This window comes from Bacillus sp. DWP3-1, assembly GCF_049896565.1.
Classification (GTDB): domain Bacteria; phylum Bacillota; class Bacilli; order Bacillales; family Bacillaceae; genus Bacillus.
Window position 1 is genome coordinate 185,157 of sequence record NZ_JAFCUN010000002.1, and the last position, 20,580, is coordinate 205,736.

The following is a 20,580-nucleotide window of genomic DNA, read 5'->3' on the forward strand; positions in this document are numbered from 1 at the left end:
AAGAGAGGGAAGCCGCGGCTGAAAGCTTCCTAGCAGAGGACCATTTGCTTTACCACCTTTGAACATCAGCTGTGAACTTTTTAGTAATGGCTGACGGGAATTCCCGTTATCGAACCACAAGCCGTGTTTGCTTATGAAAACGTAAGCTGCAAATACGGGAAAAAGGGTGGAACCACGATTCCGTTTATTCAACCTCGTCCCTTTCCAGGGGGCGGGGTTTTTATATTGCCAAAAAAAGGAGTGACCAGAGATGTCAGAACAAATTCAACTTACATTTCCAGATGGAGCAGTCAAGGAGTTTGACAAAACAGCTACAACAGAAGACATCGCGGCATCAATTAGCCCGGGCCTAAAGAAAAAAGCGCTTGCCGGTAAATTGAACGGCAAAGAAATAGATCTGCGTACGCCGCTATTAGAAAGTGGAACAATCGAGATCATCACAGATAAAAGTGAAGAAGCACTCGACATTATGCGCCACAGCACAGCACATTTGCTAGCACAGGCGATCAAACGTCTTTATGGAAAAGAGCATCATGTCCAGTTTGGCGTAGGTCCTGTGATCGAAAATGGTTTCTACTATGATGTCGACATCGATGTTGCCATCACACCTGAAGACTTACCTAAGATTGAAAAAGAAATGAAAAAAATCATTAACAGCAATTTGCCAATTGAGCGAATTGAAGTAACAAGAGAAGAAGCGAAAAAACGCTTTGAAGCGATTGGTGATCAATTGAAGCTTGAGCTGTTAGAGGCGATTCCAGAAGGTGAAGCCGTGACGATTTATGAGCAGGGTGAATTCTTTGACCTCTGCCGCGGCATTCACTTGCCATCAACAGGGAAAATCAAAGAGTTTAAGCTGTTAAGCCTTGCGGGTGCATACTGGAGAGGTGACAGCAACAATCAAATGCTTCAGCGTATTTACGGTACAGCTTTCTTCAGCAAAGAAGATTTAAATGAGCACTTACGCCTGCTTGAAGAAGCGAAAGAACGCGATCACCGTAAACTAGGAAAAGAGCTGAAACTGTTTGCGAACTCTCAAAAGGTAGGTCAAGGTCTACCGCTTTGGCTGCCAAAAGGCGCAACGATCCGCCGTGTTATTGAGCGTTACATTGTCGATAAAGAAGTACGTCTTGGTTATGAGCATGTGTATACACCAGTTCTTGCGAATGTCGAATTGTATAAAACTTCAGGGCACTGGGCGCATTATCAAGAAGACATGTTCCCAGTGATGGAAATGGATAACGAAGATCTTGTTCTTCGTCCTATGAACTGTCCGCACCATATGATGATTTACAAAAACGAGCCGCATAGCTATCGTGAATTGCCAATTCGTATTGCAGAGCTTGGTACAATGCACCGCTATGAAATGTCAGGTGCTTTATCCGGCCTTCAGCGTGTTCGCGGGATGACATTAAACGATGCACATATCTTTGTTCGTCCAGATCAAATCAAAGAAGAGTTCATTCGTACAGTTCGCTTAATTGAAGAAGTGTATCAAGACTTTGGCTTGAATGACTACACATTCCGCTTATCTTACCGTGATCCAGAAGATACTGAGAAGTATTTCGACGATGATGCGATGTGGAATAAAGCGCAATCGATGCTAAAGGATGCAATGGACGAGCTTGGTCATGATTATTATGAAGCAGAAGGAGAAGCGGCATTTTATGGTCCGAAGCTTGATGTACAGGTCAAGACAGCTCTTGGAAAAGAAGAGACATTGTCTACTGTACAGCTTGACTTCTTACTACCAGAGCGTTTCGATCTCACCTATATCGGAGAAGATGGCAAGCATCATCGTCCGGTCGTGATTCATAGAGGTGTTGTCTCTACAATGGAGCGCTTTGTTGCCTTCTTAATTGAAGAATACAAAGGAGCCCTTCCAACATGGCTGGCACCTGTACAATTCCAAGTCATCCCGGTTTCACCGTCTGTCCATTTAGACTATGCGAAAAAAGTACAAGAACGTTTGCAGCTTGAAGGCCTTCGTGTAGAGCTTGACAGCCGTGATGAAAAGATTGGATACAAAATTAGAGAAGCGCAAATGCAAAAGATCCCGTACATGCTAGTCGTCGGAGATCAAGAAGCTGAAAATGGCGCTGTCAATGTAAGAAAATACGGAGAGCAAGATTCAGAAACAATGGATCTTGAAGCCTTTGTGAAACATGCAGTAGCAGAAGCAAAAAAATAATACTTCCAATGAAGCAGTCAGTGATCTTTCTCTTGAGATCACTGGCTTTTTCTATTTGAAAAAAATTCTCCACTGGTGATCCAGTTCCTTGAATGATACGTTTAGATAGTACGAAAGTATGGGTAAATATGTACTGTTGGTTCGAGACAAATTGGAGGAATGAAAGCGATGATGCAAACAACAAACACTTTATCATCACAACTATTGGAGCGGTCAGCAGTTCTTCGTGCGTTGGAACACTCACTGGCGATGATTGAATTTGATGTGACAGGTGAAGTTCTATGGGTCAATGATATTTTTGCAAAAGCCATGGGATATTCGAAGCAAGAGTTGATCGGTTTAAAACATAGACAGTTCTGTCCTCCGCATATTGCAGAACACGCAAGCTATCACATGTTCTGGAAGCGTTTGAAAGAGGGTCAAATCTTTCAGGAAAAGGTGCAGCGGACGACGAAGAATGGTGATAGCTTATGGCTTGAAGCGACATATACACCTGTCCGCAATGAAGAGGGGCACGTAGTGGGTGTTGTGAAAGTCGCAACAGACATAACAGAGAGAGAAAACACGATGAAACAGGTCGTAGACGACTTAAAGGAGATGTCTGCGAAATTAATGGAGCGTGCAGAAGTGGGCATCCAGCATAGTCAAAGAGTCAAAGTCTCCTTTGATCATATAGCAAACGAAACAGATCAAAATATGAGCTTACTAGAAGGATTAACAGAGCAGGTAGAGTCCATCAGCTCCATTGCTGCAACGATTAACAGCATTTCCTCACAAACTCAGCTGCTTGCATTAAATGCGGCGATAGAAGCTGCCCATGCGGGTTCCTATGGAAATGGCTTTAGTGTGGTGGCGGCAGAAATTCGAAAGCTTGCAACTGATTCAAAAGAAGCGATCGTCAAAGTAGATCAATATGTAAAGGCGATTCATGCAGAAGTAGAGAAGGTCAGCAGCGGAACGAGCCGGGCCAAGACAACCGTGTTTACAAACCATGATCTTGTGAAGCAGGCAAGCGAGGAATTTGTGAATGTAGGAGAAGCAGCCCGCGGCTTAGACCGGCAAGCACAAAGTCTAGCGGCAATTGTGTAGTTTGAGAACACAAAAAACACCCAATCTCGTCAGGAGAAGGGTGGTTTTTGTGTTCTATTTTAATATATCAAACAATTCATGTAAGTCTTTGATTTCATAATCTGGCGTTACATCTGTTTCATTTTTCTTGCCATGTCGATTGATCCAAACGGTTTGAATCCCAGCGCGAGATGCCCCAAGAATATCTGTTTTTGGATTGTCTCCAACCATGATCACATCGTCTTTTTTTAGATTTAACAGCTGAAGGCAGTGCTCAAAGATGCCAGGGTCAGGTTTCCCTTTCCCATAATCTCCCGAAATCACAATTTCATTAAAATAAGGTGCAAGCTCAGGAACACCTGCCAGTTTTTCTTTTTGAAGACTAGGATCTCCGTTTGTTAAAAGGAGCAATTCATAGCTGCCTTTCAGGCGGTCTAAAACAGGGTACGTTTCTTCATAGACAAATGGGCGTTTTCTCCGCTCTGCTGCAAAGAAATCAGCCAAATATTGTCCAAATGCCTCATCGTCAATTCCTGCTTCTTTTAAGCCATTGGTCCAAGCGTTCTTGCGGTACTCTGGTGCAAGGGCATTCAGCTTTTGAAAGCCTTCGCTAATCGGTTCACTAAAATTTGACCACAGTCCTTCGAAAGGATTAATTCCGATCATGACAGTATAATCATATGTTTCATAGGAAGAGTACAGCTTTCTTGCTTCTTCACGTACAATCTGTTCAAATGTTGCTGGATTCAGTCCATATTTCTTTTCCGCTTCGCGGCATGTTTCCTGAAAAGTTGTGTGAATGCTTTTTTCATCCCAAAGCAAAGTATCATCTAAATCGAAAAATACGGCTTTCATGATCTTCTCCCTTGTTATGTATGTGTTACCTTCAATTGCAAGTGACGGCTCATGTTCATTTTACAATAGAAGATGAGGGCAATAAAGAAAAGATTTGAGAGATCTTGGATCATTGACCGCACATGATAGAATAGAAAGACAGTAGATATAACATACATCAATTGAGGTGGCCGGTTTGCTTCATTTAATTATTATGATGATCGAGCGTGTGGGGATCATCGTTATTTTAGGGTTTGTGCTTGCCCATGTGAAGGGCTTTCGCAATCTATTGCTTCATAATGAAGGGTTTCGAAAAAAGGCAGTCCTTGTCTTTATTTTTGCTTCTTTTAGTATTATCAGCAATTACACAGGAATTGAAATCCAGCAGCAGATGGTCATGAATCATGAGTTTTCCTATCATCTTGGCTCATCAAGCTCGATCGCCAATACGAGAATCATGGGGATCGAAATGGGCGGATTGATAGGAGGGCCGTTTGTTGGCATTGGTGCAGGGCTTCTAGCTGGAATTCATCGCTATTCACTCGGAGGGAGCACGGCACTCAGCTGTGCGATTTCTTCGATTTTAGCCGGTGTGATTGCAGGCTATGTCGGCAGCAGGTTTAAACGGAAGAATCGAATGGTGACACCTCGCCAAGCCGCACTTTTTGGTGTGGCAATGGAATCCTTGCAGATGATCATTATCCTTCTATTTGCAAAGCCATTTGCTGATGCTTGGGGGCTTGTGAGTATTATTGCCCTGCCGATGATTTTTGTGAATGGAATTGGCAGCTTTATCTTTTTATCGATTTTACAGTCAGTCATTCGGCAAGAAGAGCAGGCAAAGGCGATGCAGACACACCGCGTATTTTCGATCGCCGATCAAACGCTGCCTTTTTTCCGCCAAGGGTTAAATGAACAGTCATGTAAAAGTGTGGCGGAGATCATTCATCGATTAACAGAAACAGATGCGGTCTCCTTAACCGATACAGAAAAGATTTTAGCGCATGTCGGTGATGGGACGGATCATCATATTCCATCGAAAAGCCTAATTACAGGGCTGTCGAAACAAGTATTGATGAGCGGCAAAATTATGAAGGCGCATTCGAAAGACGAAATCAATTGTTCAGTCACTCATTGCCCGCTTCAAGCAGCGATTGTGCTGCCCCTCACCTCCAATGGTCAAACGATCGGAACATTAAAAATGTATTTCAATTCTCCGGTCGGATTAAGCAGGGTGGAAGAGGAGCTTGCAGAAGGCTTGGCGATGCTGTTCTCCACACAGCTTGAACTTGGAGAGGCAGAAACCCAAAGCCGCCTGCTGAAAGATGCAGAGATCAAAGCGCTTCAAGCGCAAGTGAATCCGCACTTTTTATTTAACGCCATTAATACCATCTCTGTTTTGTGCAGAACGAATGTAGAGATGGCAAGGAAGCTGCTGCTGCAGCTGAGTATTTATTTCCGGTCTAATTTGCAAGGCGCCCGCCAGCTGCTGATTCCGCTGCATAAAGAAATTCAGCATGTAGAGGCATATTTGTCGCTTGAACAAGCGAGGTTTCCAAATAAATACCATGTGGCCTTTCAAATTGAAAAGGAGCTGGAGCAGGTGATGATTCCTCCATTTGTGCTTCAGGTGCTTGTTGAAAACGCAGTGAGACACGCTTTTCCTAAACATCAAACGAGTTGTGAAGTCGTCGTTTCTGCTTTGATGAAAGATGGGCATGTTTATATGAAAGTGACTGATAATGGACAGGGAATCGAGAATGACAAGATGGCTCAGTTATTAAAAGCGCCTGTTGAATCCAAAGAAGGAACAGGTACGGCTCTTTTTAATTTAGATCAGCGGTTAAGAGGGATTTTTGGCAGACAAGCCGCTTTATCCATTCATAGCGGCCAAGGCACTGACATCTCATTTCGCATTCCAATGGACTATGTAAAAAAGGATGATTTTCGTTGATAAACGTATTAATCGTAGATGATGAAGTGTTAGCAAGAGACGAATTAAAATACTTATTACGCAGAACGAAAGAGGATGTTCAAATAGAGGAAGCAGAAAATATAGAATCAGCTTTTGACCGGATGGTGGATCATAAGCCGGACCTGCTCTTTTTAGACATTGATTTATCTGGTGAGAATGGATTTGATATTGCCAAAAGGCTCAACCGGATGTCTGATCCGCCAGCGATTGTATTTGCGACAGCCTTTGATCAATACGCGCTGAAGGCGTTTGAGGTAAGTGCGCTTGATTACTTAACGAAACCATTTGATGAAGAGCGGCTTTTGCAAACGATCCAAAAGTTTAAAAAGTGGAAATCTGTTGAGACGCAAGAGCACCAGCTGTCAGATGAGAAAATACCCCATCAGCAAAAATTAGCCATCTCTGTCGATGACTCAATTGTCATCCTGCAAGTTGAAGAGATCATGTATGTAGGGCTCAGTGAGGGGAAAAAGGTCGTGAAAACAAAGGATCACATGTATGAGGTCACAGAACCGCTTGTGGTCATTGAAAAGAAACTGCCTGAGGCTTACTTTATGAGGGTTCATCGAAGCTATATCGTGAACACCTCTCATATGAAAGAAGTACAGCCGTGGTTTAATTCGACGTATAATCTGCATATGACAGACGGGTCGATTATTCCTGTCAGCCGTACTTACGCCAAAGAACTAAAGAAGTCGCTCCTGCTAGAGTAGGACGGCTTTTTTTGTTTGTATTTCAATACTCGTTTTCTGCATTTCATTCATTGAATCCGGCGAGTTTGGTTGTAAACGCTTCATTCATTTATTTCATGCCGTATACTGAGGGCAGTCGAAGAAAGAGGTGAAGGGGCATGAGTGCCACTAAAGTATATGGATTTCTATCTCAAGCATTTATCTTTGCAACCGTAATGTTCGTTTCTAATCTCATTTCAATGTATTTACCAATTCCGATGCCTGCATCTGTGATTGGTCTGGTTCTATTATTTGTTTTGCTGACAACGAAAATCGTCAAACTGGAGCAGGTGGAGCAATTAGGTACATCATTGACAGGGCTCATTAGCTTTCTATTTGTTCCCTCTGGTATCTCGGTTATTCAATCACTAGGTGTCATGCAAGAAGTAGGTGTGCAAGTCGTCGGTGTCATTATCATTGCAACGATTATGTTACTAGCAGCGACAGGGCTATTCTCGCAGCTTCTCATGCAATTATCAGAAAAACCACAGAAACATAAAGAGACAAAGGAGAGCAAATCGACTCCTTCTCATTCTAATAAACCAGCTTCAAGTACGCATTAAAGGAGGAAAGCAAGATGGGTACAAGTACGATGAGTCCTTATTTTGGTATAGTCGTCTCATTAGTCGCCTTTGGAATCGGTACATTCTTATTTAAAAAATCAAAAGGCTTCTTCTTATTCACACCACTTTTTGTGGCCATGGTGTTAGGCATTTTATTTTTAAAAATTGGCGGTTTTTCCTATGCAGATTATAATGAGGGCGGCAAGATTATCAAGTTTTTCTTAGAGCCTGCGACCATTGCTTTCGCTATTCCGCTTTATAAACAGCGTGCATTACTTAAAAAATATTGGTGGCAGATTTTATCCGCTATTTTTGTAGGATCACTTTGTTCCATTACAATTGTGTATGTCGTAGCAAAAGGAATTCATCTTGATGCGGCTGTAATGAAAAGTATGCTCCCACAGGCAGCGACGACAGCAATTGCTCTTCCGATTGCAAAGGATATTGGCGGAATTGCAGATATCACAGCCTTTGCGGTCATATTTAATGCAGTCATCGTGTATGCACTAGGTGCTTTCTTCTTAAAATGGTTTCGAATTAAAAATCCAGTGGCAAAAGGGCTTGCACTCGGTACATCAGGACATGCACTTGGCGTCTCTGTTGGGATTGAGATGGGTGAAGTGGAAGCAGCCATGGCAAGTATCGCCGTTGTGGTCGTAGGAGTTGTGACCGTCATTGTCATCCCAATCTTTATGCAATTCATTCTTTGATGGTGTCATTGTTTTGAAAAAGCCTTGCCCAATTCGTTTAATCATGCTAAAATGAAAAAGTTGTTTCAAGAGTTCGGTTACTTGACGGACAAATGAAAATTGTGTAGAATAATTAACGAATTGAATAGATATCACAAGCAGAAGCACCCGCTTCTCACCTGATTGACACGTGTTTGTAGTTGACAGGTTGACCGTACATTTATTTTTTCATGCAAATGTTCGCAGTGTGGGTGTTTTATATGCCCACACTTTTTGTTTGCCTGTAAAACATACAACGAAATGGTCAAAATGAATTGTGAACTCAATTCAAAATCTCATGGAGGTGGCTCACTATTAGCAAAGATCAATTAGTTAATGAAGGTATTCGTGCGCGTGAAGTTCGTTTGATCGGACAAAATGGCGATCAGCTGGGGATTAAAACCCGCCAGGAAGCTCTGGAAATTGCTACGAAAGCCAATCTTGACCTTGTGTTAGTTGCTGCAAATGCAAAACCACCTGTTTGCCGAATCATGGACTACGGTAAGTTCCGATTCGAACAGCAGAAGAAGGAAAAAGAGGCACGTAAGAATCAAAAAATCATTAGCTTAAAAGAAGTTCGGTTGAGCCCGACAATCGATGAACATGATTTTAACACGAAGCTCCGTAATGCAATCAAATTCCTTGAAAAGGGCGATAAAGTAAAAGCTTCTATCCGCTTTAAAGGCCGTGCGATTACGCATAAAGAAATCGGACAGCGCGTGTTAGACCGTTTCTCTGAAGCTTGCGCTGAAGTAGCAACAGTAGAAACAAAACCTAAGATGGACGGACGCAGCATGTTCCTCATGCTTGCACCAAAAGTCGAAAAGTAAAGTAACAGAGGGAGGAAACATCCAATGCCAAAAATGAAAACTCACCGCGGATCTGCTAAACGTTTCAAAAAAACAGGTTCTGGTAAACTTAAACGTTCTCATGCGTACACAAGTCACTTGTTCGCTAACAAATCTACAAAGCAAAAACGTAAATTGCGTAAGAGCGCAATCGTAAGTGCTGGAGATTTCAAACGTATCAAACAACAACTTGCAAACATCAAGTAATTTGGAATAGGAATCATAGGAGGGAATTACAATGCCAAGAGTAAAAGGCGGAACTGTGTCGCGTCAGCGTCGTAAAAAGGTTCTTAAATTAGCAAAAGGTTATTTCGGTTCAAAACATAGATTATACAAAGTAGCAAACCAACAGGTGATGAAATCTGGAAACTACGCTTTCCGTGACCGTCGTCAGAAAAAACGTGACTTCCGTAAACTATGGATCACTCGTATCAATGCTGCAGCTCGTATGAACGGTCTTTCTTACAGCCGTTTAATGCATGGCCTAAAGCTTTCTGGTATCGAAGTAAACCGCAAAATGCTTGCTGACCTTGCTGTGAATGACCTAAGTGCATTCAATCAGCTTGCTGATGCTGCAAAAGCACAACTAGACAAGTAAGTCATATAAAAGATCATTCCGTCGAGGGGTGATCTTTTTTGCTCATCATGTGAGGTGAAATGAATGAATATCGCGCTGATTCTACTGCTGATTTTGGTAAATGGCTATGGTTTTTTTCTCATGGGAGAGGACAAGCGCCGGGCAAAAGCACATAAATGGAGAATTTCAGAGGCGCACTTATGGAGTGCTGCCGTGCTTTTTGGGGCTGCTGGATCGTATCTAGGGATGCAGTATTTCCGTCATAAAACAAAGCATCCTGCCTTTCAAATGGGCATGCCGGTGTTAATCATCGTGCAGTTGATCATATTAGGATATATAAAGTTCATCTGAAAAAGGAGCAGACGCCATCAAGACGGCGTGTCTGCTCCTTTTTTTTGTTTGATTTTTTTAATGGGCTGATCCCAATCAATTTTTGTTTGAGGATAACGTTCGATAATGTTTTCCTCCAATTTTTCAAAGTCTTCTAATGTAAATTCACTTAGCTTCTCGGGTGACTCCGTCCAAACGTAAATGGAGTGGACAAACAGAGGATGATCCTTAGAAGGAACATGCTTCTCCCCTTCAAACAAGACACCTTTATAGACGAAATTAAAATTTTTGCGCGCATTTTGCTGTTCGTCCATAAAATAAAAGCCTTCTTTTAATTGTGCTTGTTTCAGCTTTCTTCTCGGATTTGAGAAGAATTTTACCGCCATGTAGAAGATGTAGACAAGCAGTGCAACAAGAGCAAGTCTAATGAGGATTACAAACATGACAGGATGCACCTCCAATATACCGTTATCTGATGTACTACGAATGAAAAGCCCAAAAGGTTTCAACTTTTTTTAAAAAAATATTTCGTTAAACGAAAAAATATTCATAAAAAGATCGTATTGAACGAAAGAGGTTTTGTATAATAAGAATGCACCATGAAGATAAAGGAGGATAAATGGAATGACAAAGCTAGATCAAACATTAACTATGCTGAAAGACCTAACGGATGCAAAAGGGATTCCAGGAAATGAACGTGATGTCAAAAAAGTCATGCAGACATACATAGAATCATATGCAGATGAAGTCTCTAGTGACCGCCTTGGCAGCTTAATCGCTAAGAAGGAAGGAAACGCAAACGGACCTAAAATTATGCTCGCTGGTCACTTAGATGAAGTAGGATTCATGGTGACAAAAATTGATGACAAAGGCTACATTCGCTTCCAAACAGTCGGCGGCTGGTGGTCACAGGTCATGCTCGCGCAGCGTGTCACCATTGTGACGAAAAAGGGAGACATTACAGGTGTGATTGGCTCAAAGCCGCCGCACGTCTTGTCACCTGAAGCTCGAAAAAAATCGATTGAGATTACAGATATGTTTATTGATATTGGTGCATCAAGCAAAGAACAGGTAATGGAGTGGGGCGTTCTGCCTGGAGATCAAATCGTTCCTTATTTTGAGTTTACAGTGATGAATGATGAAAAAATGCTCCTTGCAAAGGCATGGGACAACCGTATCGGCTGTGCAGTAGCGATTGATGTCATGAAGAACTTACACAATGCTCAGCATGAGAATATTGCTTACAGTGTTGCAACTGTACAAGAGGAAGTTGGCCTGCGTGGTGCCAAAACAGCAGCGGCAACAATCCAGCCTGATATTGGATTTGCCATTGATGTTGGTGTAGCGGGAGACACGCCGGGTATTACTGAAAAAGAAGCAACAAGCAAACTTGGCAAAGGGCCAACGATTGTTGTATTTGATGCTTCGATGGTATCTCATAAAGGGCTTCGGGATTTTGTTGTCCAAACAGCGGATGAGTTGAACATTCCTTACCAATATGACTCCATGCCTGGCGGCGGGACAGATGCTGGCGGTATCCATTTAACAGGTCATGGTGTGCCATCACTATCGATCGGGATACCAAGCAGATATATCCATACCCATGCAGCGATGATTCACCGAGATGATTATGAAAATGCAGTGAAGCTTTTAACAGAAGTGATCAAAAGACTTGATCAAAAAACGGTTGAACAGATCACGTACGGTTCTTAAGTAAGAATGCCTTTCCTCAGTATAGGGGAAGGGCTTTTTTTATTTCATTGAATTTCCCAGGAAATGAACTGTCGTTTTAAGTTACGCCAAAAGAACTGTTTTTGGCAGAAGAAGAAAAAATATTCTAGTGAATAAGGCACATGTGATCTGGCTTTTATTTTTGTAAGATGAAAGCAATAAAAAGGACAGAGCCTAAAGAACGCCCTGTCAAAAGAGAGTTTATGGAAGTAGGTGAAGCTACCTTAAGAATAAACACATTATTCTTATTTGTCAACTTGGTTTTAAAAGAAAGAAAAATCAATCAATTTATGTTATATTTGTAACAAATTGTTTGTGCAAAGGGGATGGTTAAATGAATGCGGTTACAATTGTCATAGCATCTATGTGTATTTTAGCGATTGCCTATCGTCTTTATGGCACATTTATGATGGTCAAGGTCTTAAAGGTGACAGACGATCATCCTACACCGGCTCACACATTAGAGGACGGGAAAGATTATGTGCCAACCAATAAATGGGTCACATTTGGGCATCACTTTGCTGCGATTGCAGCTGCCGGTCCGTTAGTGGGTCCGATTTTAGCCGCACAATTTGGGTATTTACCGGGTCTCCTTTGGCTGTTAATTGGCGCAGTGATTGGCGGAGCTGTACATGATCTTGTCGTCTTATTTGCGTCGATGCGAAAAAAGGGGAAATCATTATCAGAGGTAGCAAAGGAAGAGCTAGGACCTGTAGCAGGATTTTGTACAGGGCTTGCGATGCTGTTTATCATTACGATCACAATGGCAGGACTGTCTATGGTTGTGCTTCATGCATTAGAACGTAACCCTTGGGGAACATTTGCAGTCGGAATCACGATTCCAATTGCGATGGGGGTTGGTCTTTATTATAAAAAGACAGGCAATTTAAAACTTGCCACAACTGCGGGATTTATTTTGCTGATGGTTGGTGTATTCCTTGGGCCGAATATTCAAGGAACGGCACTTGGTGATCTTTTAACACTTGATACAAAAACGCTTGCTCTTGCCCTGCCGATCTATGCCTTTTTTGCTGCGGCATTGCCGGTTTGGCTGCTGCTCGCACCGAGGGACTATTTAAGTAGCTTTATGAAAATAGGTGTTTTTATCGCACTGATTGCCGGAATCTTTGTCGTCAATCCAACGATTCAATTCCCAGCCTTTACGGAGTTTGTGAATGGAGGAGGCCCGGTTTTAGCTGGTCCTGTCTGGCCTTTTATTTCGATTACCATTGCTTGCGGGGCCATATCTGGTTTCCACGCATTTGTTGGGTCAGGGACTACGCCTAAGATGCTTGACCGCTGGAGCGATATGAAGCCTGTCGCTTTTGGCGCAATGCTAGTAGAATGTCTAGTTGGCATTATGGCGTTAATTGCCGCTACGGCTCTTCATCCAGGAGATTATTTTGCGATTAACAGTACGCCAGAAGTGTTCCGAACGCTCGGGGTGAGTGTCGAGAACCTTCCGCAGCTGAGTAAGGAAATTGGCCTTGATTTAGAAGGAAGAACGGGTGGAGCTGTGACATTAGCTGTAGGGATGGCGTATATCTTTACGGGAATTCCGTTCTTTAGTCATTTGGCGTCTTATTTTTTCCAATTCGTCATTATGTTTGAAGCTGTCTTTATTTTAACCGCTATTGATGCTGGAACGCGTGTGGCGCGTTATTTGATTCAAGATTTCTTTGGCGAAGCATATAAACCGCTTAAACGAAATGACTGGGTACCTGGGTCGGTATTTGCAAGTGCGCTTGCGTGTTTTATGTGGGGATACTTGCTTTACTCTGGAGACATCGGGTCCATTTGGGCGCTGTTTGGGGTTTCGAATCAGTTAATGGCATCAGTCGGATTAATCATCGGGGCAACCGTTGTATTAAAAATTGCAGATAAAAGGCGATATATGCTGACTTGTTTAATTCCACTTGCCTACTTATATGTGACAGTGAATTATGCGGGCTATTGGATGGTAGCAAATGTATACCTTAATCCTGAGGCATCAGGTTACAGCGTGCTGAATGCGGTGCTGTCAATTATCATGCTGATCTTAGGATTTGTGATCATTGTGTTTGCAATTAAAAAATGGGTCGAAATTTGGCGTGATCCAGCACTTCGGATGGAAACACCGATCACTGGCTAAATGAAAAAGCCGGTTTGCTGTGATAAGCAAACCGGCTTCTTTTATTGCTGCTGATGAGGCTTTAAGCCTTGCTCTAGTGTCTCGAGGATCTCGTTCTTCTCGTTTTCTGATGCTTCTTGCCATAGCACTTCGAACAACACGCCAAGGCCTGGCAGCATTTTTTCCTCGCCGCTTTGAATGGCATCTAAAATCGTATGTTCAAGCTGCTCTTGATTATGGCCAGTGATATTTTGAATGACTGCGCCTCTTAAATTAAAATCCATTGCCCACACTCCTTTTTTGATGGTAATAGCCCTATTCTGTCTCAAAGACAGGTTTATTATGTAGTGTGCATGAGATATAATAAATTCATGATATTTAAAGGAGTTAAAATCGCTTGAAATATATAGAATCAGCTAAAAACACAAACATCAAACAGTGGAAAAAGCTCCATACGAAAAAAGAACGTACGAAAACGGGGCTGTTTCTCGTTGAGGGAATACACTTAGTCGAAGAAGCATTGAAGAGCGGAGTTGTGAAAGAATTAATGGTCACATCGCCTGATAAGCTTCCTTCTCATATCGATCCTGACATTGAACTTTATGAACTGAGCGAAGAAGCCTTTTCTGCCATGACCGAAACGGAAACGCCTCAGCACATCGCGGCGGTTTGTACAGTTCCTGTATTTGAAGAAAAGAAGTATGAACGACTTCTTCTGTTAGATGCAGTGCAGGACCCAGGAAATCTAGGCACACTCATTCGGACAGCAGATGCCGCTGGTCTTGATGCTGTAATCTTAGGTGATGGAACAGTCGATGCGTTTAACGGAAAAACGCTCCGTTCAGCACAAGGATCGCATTTCCACCTGCCAATTTTAAAGCAAACCCTTCAGCAGGCAATACAAGCATGTAAGGAGCAAGGCATACCTGTATACGGAAGCGCCTTGAAAAATGCGAAAGCGTATAGAAGCGTAACGGCAGAAGGTCCTTTTGCATTAATTGTTGGCAATGAAGGAGCAGGGATTGACCAAGAGATTCTGCAAATGACAGACCAGAATTTATATGTGCCGATGTATGGTCAGGCAGAATCATTAAATGTGGCTGTTGCAGCAGCTGTTCTCGTCTATCATTTGCGTGGATAGTGTTGCAACATGCGCTTATTTTCACTATAATGAAACTAATATTTTAAAAACCATGATAGAGGAAGATTGTTTCAAGGAGCGTCCTTATAGGGAGAATGCATCGTAGACTGAAAGTGCATTTAAGGAATGCTGAAACAGGAATTCACCTCTGGAGTTGTCACCGGGACCGCAAGCTTTGCGTAAAGGTGAACCGGATTCGTTTGATTCCGTTATGTCAATGAAGCTTATTCGCACATGCATTTGTGCTCAACAAGGGTGGTACCGCGACCACAACTCGTCCCTTCTTTTTTAGAGGGACGGGTTTTTTTATTGTCTTCAAACGATCAAACAGCCGTTTATCCAGGCGGTTTTGTATATCAAAAGGAGGATTACACTCATGCAAGAAACGTTAAAACAGCTTGAAACAGAGGCGATAGCGAAGGTTGAAGCAGCTAGCTCGCTCAAAGAAGTTAATGACATTCGTGTTCAATATTTAGGGAAAAAAGGCCCGATCACAGAGGTGCTTCGTGGAATGGGCAAGCTCTCCGCAGAAGAAAGACCGAAAATGGGCGCACTCGCAAACGAAGTAAGAGAGCAGATTGCAAATGCCATTGCTGAAAAAAATGAGCAGCTGGAAAAAGAAGAAGTGAAGAAAAAACTTGCATCTCAAACGATCGATGTCACATTGCCAGCAAGTCCAATCAAAATGGGGGCAAGACATCCATTAACGATTGTTGTCGAAGATATTGAAGATTTATTTATTGGTATGGGCTATACCGTTGAGGAAGGTCCTGAGGTAGAAACGGATTATTATAACTTTGAAGCGCTGAATCTTCCAAAGGAGCATCCAGCACGTGATATGCAGGACAGCTTCTATATTACCGAGGATACACTGATGAGAACACAAACGTCACCAGTTCAAGCACGTACACTCGAAAAATATAAAGGACAAGGTCCTGTGAAGATCATCTGCCCTGGGAAAGTATATAGACGAGACAGTGATGACGCGACTCATTCACATCAATTCATGCAGATTGAAGGCCTTGTTGTCGATCACAATATTAGCATGAGTGATCTAAAAGGAACGCTTGAGACAGTCGCAAGAAAAATGTTTGGTGAAGATCGTGAAATTAGACTCCGTCCAAGCTTTTTCCCATTCACAGAACCATCTGTCGAAGTGGATGTGTCTTGCTTTAAATGCGGCGGAAAGGGCTGTTCTGTATGTAAAGGAACAGGATGGATTGAGATTTTAGGAGCAGGGATGGTTCATCCAAATGTCCTGAAAATGAGCGGATTTGATCCAGAAACTTACCAAGGCTTTGCTTTTGGAATGGGTGTTGAACGTATTGCGATGCTAAAATACGGCATTGATGATATTCGCCATTTCTACACAAATGATATTAGATTCACAAAGCAATTCAAGCAGGACTAAGAGGAGGAAATCAACATGTTTGTTTCATATAAATGGTTAGAAGACTATGTCGATTTAGAAGGCATTCAGCCGGATGAATTAGCAGAAAAGATCACAAGAAGCGGAATTGAAGTGGAAGCCGTTGAATATAAAGGAGAAGGCATTAAAGGGGTTGTCGTTGGACATGTCATTGAGCGTGAACAGCACCCAAATGCGGATAAATTAAACAAATGTCTTGTTGATATCGGCGAAGACGCTCCAGTGCAAATTATTTGCGGGGCTCCGAATGTGGATAAAGGACAATATGTGGCCGTCGCAACGGTTGGCGCAGTCCTTCCAGGGAACTTTAAAATTAAAAAAGCAAAGCTGCGTGGCGAAGAGTCTCATGGCATGATTTGTTCTCTGCAAGAATTAGGCGTAGAAAGCAAACTCGTACCAAAGGAATATGCAGAAGGCATTTTTGTTTTCCCAAATGACGTCAAACCCGGAGATGATGCCCTTCAGGCACTTCAATTAGACGATGCAGTACTTGAGCTTGGTTTAACACCAAACCGTGCGGATGCCCTGAATATGCTAGGTGTTGCCTATGAGGTTGCAGCCATTTTAGGGAAAGACATCAAACTTCCTGATACAGCACATGACACCTCTTCAGAAAAAGCAGCAGACTATATCTCTGTGAAAATTGAGGATCAAGAAGCAAATCCACTTTATGCAGCGAAGATCATTAAAAATGTAAAGGTTGGACCAGCACCGCTTTGGATTCAAACAAGATTGATGAATGCAGGCATTCGACCAATTAACAACGTCGTCGATATTACAAACTTTGTACTGCTTGAATACGGTCAGCCGCTTCATGCATTTGATTATGACCGCTTTGGTTCAAAGCAGGTGGTCGTACGTAAAGCGTCTGATAGCGAAATCATTCAAACACTGGATGAACAAGAACGTACATTGTCATCAAAGCATCTAGTGATCACTAATGGGACGAAAGCGCACGCTGTAGCAGGCGTCATGGGCGGTCTTGAATCTGAGGTGCGTGATAAGACGACAACGATTCTTTTAGAAGCGGCATATTTCAACGGTCAAACGGTCCGTCAAGCATCTAGAGACTTAGGGCTTCGCAGTGAATCAAGCACACGATTTGAAAAAGGACTTGACCCGCAGCGTACAAAACCTGCAGCCGAAAGAGCAGCGCAATTGATCAGTCTCTATGCAGGTGGTGAAGTGCTAAGCGGGACTGTGGAGGAAAACCACCTTGAAGCAAGTATGAATGTCATCCACGTATCAACTGAGCGTGTGAATAAGGTGCTTGGCATGAGCATTTCAAAAAAAGATATGATGCAAATTTTCAACAAACTTGGTTTTACAGTGGGCGAATCAAATGACGTTCTTGTCGTAACGGTTCCTTCTCGTAGAATGGATATCACGATTGAAGAAGACCTCATTGAAGAAGTTGCCAGATTATACGGCTATGATAATATTCCGTCTACACTGCCTGCGACAGCTGGTACAGTTGGCGGTCTCACGCCGTACCAAGTGAAGCGCAGGAAGGTCAGACGTTTCTTAGAAGGCGCAGGTCTTTCTCAAGCGATCACGTATTCATTGACAAATCAGCATAAGTCTACAGCTTTTGCACTGAATCCAGCTTATAAAACGAGACTTTCCCTGCCAATGAGTGAAGAACGAAGTGTGCTCAGACAAAGTCTACTGCCAAACTTACTGGATTCTGTTGCATATAACTTGGCAAGACAAGCTGATTCCTTTGGTTTTTATGAAACGGGTTCTGTGTTCTTAGCAGAAGCTGAAGGAGAAAAACCAGTGGAAAAAGAGCATGTGGCTGGTGCGTTGACAGGCTTATGGCACAAAAATCTTTGGCAGGGCGAGAAAAAAGCCGTCGATTTTTATGTAGCAAAAGGAATTGCTGAAGGTCTGTTCGAAAAGCTTGGTGTATCAGACCAAATCACATATGTTCAAGCAGAACGTGAGGGTCTTCACCCAGGCCGTACAGCAGATGTTCATTTAAATGGAAAAGTGATTGGGTTTGTTGCTGCTCTCCATCCAGTCATTGAAAAGGAATTAGATTTAAAAGAAACATATGTCTTCGAGTTTGATTTAACAGATGTGATGACGTCTGAATCGAAGGATATGAAATATACAGCGATTCCGAGATTCCCTGCTGTGACAAGAGATATTGCACTTGTTGTAGATCAGCATATCTCAAGCGGACAGCTGGAGCGGGTCATCTATGAGGCAGGCGGGGATTTATTGACAGACCTATCCGTCTTTGATGTGTATGAGGGTGAACATATGGAAGAAGGCAAAAAATCCGTTGCATTCTCTCTCCAATATTTAAATCCGGAGCAAACATTGACAGAGGAAGAAGTGACGGCTGTTCATACAAAAGTATTGAAAGCATTAGAAGATACGTATCAAGCCGTCTTGCGCGGTTAAAGAAAAAAAGAGCTATGGCCTTATGGGCCTTAGCTCTTTTTTATAACCATTTTTTCGCTTTTTGTGTGTTGGCAAAATGCAGCTTTGTAAATTGACGTAAAGCATCTTCGCCGTGCAGCTTGATGAGCTTCGCTGCCGCCTTGTCCACATGAGGACCGGCTCCTTTTGGAATGTCAAAGCCTGCTGCTTTTGACAACTTATCCATTTCAATTAAAAAGGCGTACCTTGCAATAATGGAAGCCGCAGCAACTGACAAATGAATGCCTTCTGCTTTTGTGCTAAAGTACGTCCGCTCCCGAATGATTTTTTTCCCTGCAAGATGCTTGAAATAAATGCCCGGTTCTGCAAATTGGTCAATCAAAATAGCTTCGGGCTGCTTCCCGTCTAGTTTTTCTAGCACAGAGGTAATGACTTGGTTATGAAGCAGCGCCTTCATTTTTCCTTGACTCATGCCCTTTTCCTGCATCGCATTGTACTTTTCATTTCGGAGCACGAGAAGGCTGAACGGAATGGTTTTGATGAGATCTTTGGCAATATTGATAATCTGCGGGTCCTTTAGACCTTTTGAGTCTTTTACGCCAAGCTCTTTCATGAGAGCAAGCTGGCTGGCATCAACATAGGCGGCACAGACCGTCATCGGTCCAAAATAATCACCTGTTCCTACTTCATCTGAACCGATGACGGACATAGAAGCAATTCCTGACGGCGGACTGTATTTTGTGACAGCAGGTGCTTTTTGACTTTTCGTATCAGCTGCTTTTAAATGGCTGAATTGACTGGCTTCAGCTTCTGCCTTTTGTCCTTGAAACAGCACTTTTCCAGATCGATAGGCTGTAATCGTACAGCCAGGAACCTTTGCTTGAAAAAGGGCGCCTGGTGGTAAAGTATCAGTTAAGTGGTGCGCATACGCGCTCTTCATCTTTTTAAGGTCTTCTGATGTTGCTTTTAAGACGGATTGGGGCACAGTGGATAACTCCTTTTTACCTTGATATCATTGATTTCTAAAGTGTACCATAACAGGGAAGGGCTCGTCTTTCCATTCAATGTCTAAACATGTTATGATAGAGACTAGGATTCTCGTGGAATGGAGGAGAAACGTTGTCTGACGGCGGTAAAACGAAAACAACAGTTGAGATTTACGGACAGTCCTATACGATCATCGGTCAAGAAACGAAGATGCATATGCGACACGTTGCTTCAATTGTTGATGATAAAATGAGAGAAATAAATGAAAAAAATCCATACCTTGATATAAACAAATTAGCTGTACTGACAGCAGTCAATGTCGTCCACGACTACTTGAAATTAAAAGAGCAATACGAAAAACTAGAGATTCAGCTTAAAGAAAAGGAATGAAATTACCGTGATCGATATCATCATTTTGTTTTTGCTTCTTATGGGAACGCTTGTCGGTCTAAAACGTGGGTTTATTCTTCAATTGATTAAATTGATCAGCTTTGTTGTTTCTATCTTAGTGGCTTCCATGTTTTATCAGTCACTTGCACCACAGCTTACGTGGATTCCAGCGCCTAATTTTAGCGGCGGTCAAGCGCAGCTCGCTTTCTTTAGTGGGAATCTAGAAACAGCTTATTATAATACCATTGCGTTTATCATTCTGTTTATCTTGACCAAAATCCTGCTCGCCATCATTGGCGGATTGCTCACAACCATTGCAAGTATACCTGTGATTAAGCAGGTCAACAAACTGCTTGGCGGTGTTTTAGGATTTCTTGAAACCTATCTATTTGTGTTTATTCTCTTGTTTGTCGCTGCATTACTTCCAGTCGATGCACTGCAAACAATGATGAGCACATCCATATTAGCAGATGTGATCGTAGGCAATACCCCTTATCTGTCCAGTCTTGTCAAAGACTTATGGACGACGTATGGAGTTTAAAAACTTCTCCTTTCT

The 20,580-nt window shown here is 42.5% G+C and carries 21 protein-coding genes and 2 other annotated features (1 of these 23 cut by a window edge); of the genes, 17 read left to right on the forward strand and 4 right to left on the reverse strand.

What is annotated here, in order from left to right; all coding sequences use genetic code 11:
• Nucleotides 1-205, forward strand: a binding site (T-box leader) (it extends 43 nt beyond the left edge of the window).
• Nucleotides 206-250: 45 nt separating this feature from the next.
• A complete protein-coding gene (gene thrS / locus ACP7A0_RS06340; protein WP_034661816.1) occupies nucleotides 251-2,191 on the forward strand; it encodes a threonine--tRNA ligase in 1,941 nt (646 codons plus the stop codon).
• 168 nt (nucleotides 2,192-2,359) lie between these two features.
• Nucleotides 2,360-3,280: a methyl-accepting chemotaxis protein gene (locus tag ACP7A0_RS06345; protein ID WP_060596972.1), complete on the forward strand. Its 921-nt coding sequence runs from the start codon at nucleotides 2,360-2,362 to the stop codon at nucleotides 3,278-3,280.
• Between the two features lie 54 nt (nucleotides 3,281-3,334).
• On the opposite strand, the gene ACP7A0_RS06350 is transcribed toward ACP7A0_RS06345, so the two are convergent.
• Entirely contained in the window at nucleotides 3,335-4,114 is a 780-nt protein-coding gene (locus ACP7A0_RS06350) for an HAD family hydrolase (RefSeq protein ID WP_106061203.1), read from the reverse strand.
• A 175-nt stretch (nucleotides 4,115-4,289) separates the two neighbouring features.
• Here ACP7A0_RS06350 and ACP7A0_RS06355 point away from each other — a divergent pair, with 175 nt between their 5' ends.
• The 8 genes from ACP7A0_RS06355 (at nucleotide 4,290) to ACP7A0_RS06390 (ending at nucleotide 9,866) form a co-directional block, all read left to right on the forward strand.
• Nucleotides 4,290-6,047, forward strand: a complete 1,758-nt coding sequence (locus ACP7A0_RS06355) for a sensor histidine kinase (RefSeq protein ID WP_106042614.1) — start codon at nucleotides 4,290-4,292, stop codon at nucleotides 6,045-6,047.
• Nucleotides 6,044-6,781, forward strand: coding sequence for a LytR/AlgR family response regulator transcription factor (locus ACP7A0_RS06360; RefSeq protein WP_034661809.1), 738 nt, complete (start codon nucleotides 6,044-6,046; stop codon nucleotides 6,779-6,781). The genes ACP7A0_RS06355 and ACP7A0_RS06360 overlap by 4 nt, the downstream gene beginning before the upstream one ends.
• Nucleotides 6,782-6,918: 137 nt before the next feature.
• The gene (gene lrgA, locus ACP7A0_RS06365) at nucleotides 6,919-7,362 is read left to right on the forward strand and encodes an antiholin-like murein hydrolase modulator LrgA (protein WP_060596969.1); all 444 of its coding nucleotides are present in this window, start codon (nucleotides 6,919-6,921) and stop codon (nucleotides 7,360-7,362) included.
• Between the two features lie 14 nt (nucleotides 7,363-7,376).
• Nucleotides 7,377-8,072, forward strand: a complete 696-nt coding sequence (gene lrgB / locus ACP7A0_RS06370; RefSeq protein WP_170966027.1) for an antiholin-like protein LrgB — start codon at nucleotides 7,377-7,379, stop codon at nucleotides 8,070-8,072.
• A gap of 129 nt (nucleotides 8,073-8,201) precedes the next feature.
• Nucleotides 8,202-8,333: a sequence feature (ribosomal protein L20 leader region), on the forward strand.
• 71 nt (nucleotides 8,334-8,404) lie between these two features.
• Entirely contained in the window at nucleotides 8,405-8,920 is a 516-nt protein-coding gene (gene infC / locus ACP7A0_RS06375; protein ID WP_024718649.1) for a translation initiation factor IF-3, read from the forward strand.
• A gap of 24 nt (nucleotides 8,921-8,944) precedes the next feature.
• A complete protein-coding gene (gene rpmI / locus ACP7A0_RS06380; RefSeq protein WP_003216324.1) occupies nucleotides 8,945-9,145 on the forward strand; it encodes a 50S ribosomal protein L35 in 201 nt (66 codons plus the stop codon).
• Between the two features lie 31 nt (nucleotides 9,146-9,176).
• Nucleotides 9,177-9,536, forward strand: a complete 360-nt coding sequence (rplT, locus tag ACP7A0_RS06385; RefSeq protein WP_003216409.1) for a 50S ribosomal protein L20 — start codon at nucleotides 9,177-9,179, stop codon at nucleotides 9,534-9,536.
• A 63-nt stretch (nucleotides 9,537-9,599) separates the two neighbouring features.
• Complete coding sequence (locus tag ACP7A0_RS06390; RefSeq protein ID WP_106031200.1) at nucleotides 9,600-9,866, forward strand: DUF1294 domain-containing protein; 267 nt, start codon at nucleotides 9,600-9,602, stop codon at nucleotides 9,864-9,866.
• Between the two features lie 17 nt (nucleotides 9,867-9,883).
• On the opposite strand, the gene ACP7A0_RS06395 is transcribed toward ACP7A0_RS06390, so the two are convergent.
• A complete protein-coding gene (locus ACP7A0_RS06395; RefSeq protein WP_003216690.1) occupies nucleotides 9,884-10,288 on the reverse strand; it encodes a hypothetical protein in 405 nt (134 codons plus the stop codon).
• 181 nt (nucleotides 10,289-10,469) lie between these two features.
• On the opposite strand from ACP7A0_RS06395, the gene ACP7A0_RS06400 reads away from it, so the two are divergent.
• Nucleotides 10,470-11,558 carry a M42 family metallopeptidase gene (locus tag ACP7A0_RS06400; protein WP_060596968.1) on the forward strand — a complete coding sequence of 363 codons (1,089 nt, stop codon included), beginning with the start codon at nucleotides 10,470-10,472 and terminating at the stop codon, nucleotides 11,556-11,558.
• A gap of 352 nt (nucleotides 11,559-11,910) precedes the next feature.
• Nucleotides 11,911-13,707, forward strand: coding sequence for a carbon starvation protein CstA (cstA, locus tag ACP7A0_RS06405; protein ID WP_106061209.1), 1,797 nt, complete (start codon nucleotides 11,911-11,913; stop codon nucleotides 13,705-13,707).
• Between the two features lie 41 nt (nucleotides 13,708-13,748).
• On the opposite strand, the gene sspI is transcribed toward cstA, so the two are convergent.
• Complete coding sequence (sspI, locus tag ACP7A0_RS06410; protein WP_003216243.1) at nucleotides 13,749-13,970, reverse strand: small acid-soluble spore protein SspI; 222 nt, start codon at nucleotides 13,968-13,970, stop codon at nucleotides 13,749-13,751.
• A 113-nt stretch (nucleotides 13,971-14,083) separates the two neighbouring features.
• On the opposite strand from sspI, the gene ACP7A0_RS06415 reads away from it, so the two are divergent.
• The 3 genes from ACP7A0_RS06415 (at nucleotide 14,084) to pheT (ending at nucleotide 18,668) form a co-directional block, all read left to right on the forward strand.
• Nucleotides 14,084-14,827, forward strand: coding sequence for a TrmH family RNA methyltransferase (locus ACP7A0_RS06415; protein ID WP_066030572.1), 744 nt, complete (start codon nucleotides 14,084-14,086; stop codon nucleotides 14,825-14,827).
• 376 nt (nucleotides 14,828-15,203) lie between these two features.
• Complete coding sequence (gene pheS / locus ACP7A0_RS06420) at nucleotides 15,204-16,238, forward strand: phenylalanine--tRNA ligase subunit alpha (protein ID WP_034661794.1); 1,035 nt, start codon at nucleotides 15,204-15,206, stop codon at nucleotides 16,236-16,238.
• Nucleotides 16,239-16,253: 15 nt separating this feature from the next.
• Complete coding sequence (gene pheT / locus ACP7A0_RS06425) at nucleotides 16,254-18,668, forward strand: phenylalanine--tRNA ligase subunit beta (protein WP_106039636.1); 2,415 nt, start codon at nucleotides 16,254-16,256, stop codon at nucleotides 18,666-18,668.
• 40 nt (nucleotides 18,669-18,708) lie between these two features.
• Here pheT and rnhC read toward each other — a convergent pair whose 3' ends face one another.
• The gene (gene rnhC / locus ACP7A0_RS06430) at nucleotides 18,709-19,587 is read right to left on the reverse strand and encodes a ribonuclease HIII (RefSeq protein ID WP_045210067.1); all 879 of its coding nucleotides are present in this window, start codon (nucleotides 19,585-19,587) and stop codon (nucleotides 18,709-18,711) included.
• Between the two features lie 179 nt (nucleotides 19,588-19,766).
• Between rnhC and zapA the strand changes: the two genes are divergently transcribed.
• A complete protein-coding gene (zapA, locus tag ACP7A0_RS06435; protein WP_012010831.1) occupies nucleotides 19,767-20,024 on the forward strand; it encodes a cell division protein ZapA in 258 nt (85 codons plus the stop codon).
• Between the two features lie 7 nt (nucleotides 20,025-20,031).
• Nucleotides 20,032-20,565, forward strand: a complete 534-nt coding sequence (locus ACP7A0_RS06440; protein ID WP_426004605.1) for a CvpA family protein — start codon at nucleotides 20,032-20,034, stop codon at nucleotides 20,563-20,565.
• Nucleotides 20,566-20,580: the final 15 nt, after the last annotated feature.

Excerpts from the sequence above, each read along its gene's own strand:
- cstA (WP_106061209.1), top strand. The coding sequence starts at position 11,911 with ATGAATGCGGTTACAATTGTCATAGCATCTATGTGTATTTTAGCGATT.
- pheS (WP_034661794.1), top strand. The coding sequence starts at position 15,204 with ATGCAAGAAACGTTAAAACAGCTTGAAACAGAGGCGATAGCGAAGGTT.
- rplT (WP_003216409.1), top strand. The coding sequence starts at position 9,177 with ATGCCAAGAGTAAAAGGCGGAACTGTGTCGCGTCAGCGTCGTAAAAAG.
- rpmI (WP_003216324.1), top strand. The coding sequence starts at position 8,945 with ATGCCAAAAATGAAAACTCACCGCGGATCTGCTAAACGTTTCAAAAAA.
- ACP7A0_RS06400 (WP_060596968.1), top strand. The coding sequence starts at position 10,470 with ATGACAAAGCTAGATCAAACATTAACTATGCTGAAAGACCTAACGGAT.
- lrgB (WP_170966027.1), top strand. The coding sequence starts at position 7,377 with ATGGGTACAAGTACGATGAGTCCTTATTTTGGTATAGTCGTCTCATTA.
- pheT (WP_106039636.1), top strand. The coding sequence starts at position 16,254 with ATGTTTGTTTCATATAAATGGTTAGAAGACTATGTCGATTTAGAAGGC.
- ACP7A0_RS06350 (WP_106061203.1), bottom strand. The coding sequence starts at position 4,114 with ATGAAAGCCGTATTTTTCGATTTAGATGATACTTTGCTTTGGGATGAA.
- lrgA (WP_060596969.1), top strand. The coding sequence starts at position 6,919 with ATGAGTGCCACTAAAGTATATGGATTTCTATCTCAAGCATTTATCTTT.
- rnhC (WP_045210067.1), bottom strand. The coding sequence starts at position 19,587 with ATGAAGAGCGCGTATGCGCACCACTTAACTGATACTTTACCACCAGGC.
- sspI (WP_003216243.1), bottom strand. The coding sequence starts at position 13,970 with ATGGATTTTAATTTAAGAGGCGCAGTCATTCAAAATATCACTGGCCAT.
- ACP7A0_RS06345 (WP_060596972.1), top strand. The coding sequence starts at position 2,360 with ATGATGCAAACAACAAACACTTTATCATCACAACTATTGGAGCGGTCA.
- ACP7A0_RS06395 (WP_003216690.1), bottom strand. The coding sequence starts at position 10,288 with ATGTTTGTAATCCTCATTAGACTTGCTCTTGTTGCACTGCTTGTCTAC.
- thrS (WP_034661816.1), top strand. The coding sequence starts at position 251 with ATGTCAGAACAAATTCAACTTACATTTCCAGATGGAGCAGTCAAGGAG.
- ACP7A0_RS06390 (WP_106031200.1), top strand. The coding sequence starts at position 9,600 with ATGAATATCGCGCTGATTCTACTGCTGATTTTGGTAAATGGCTATGGT.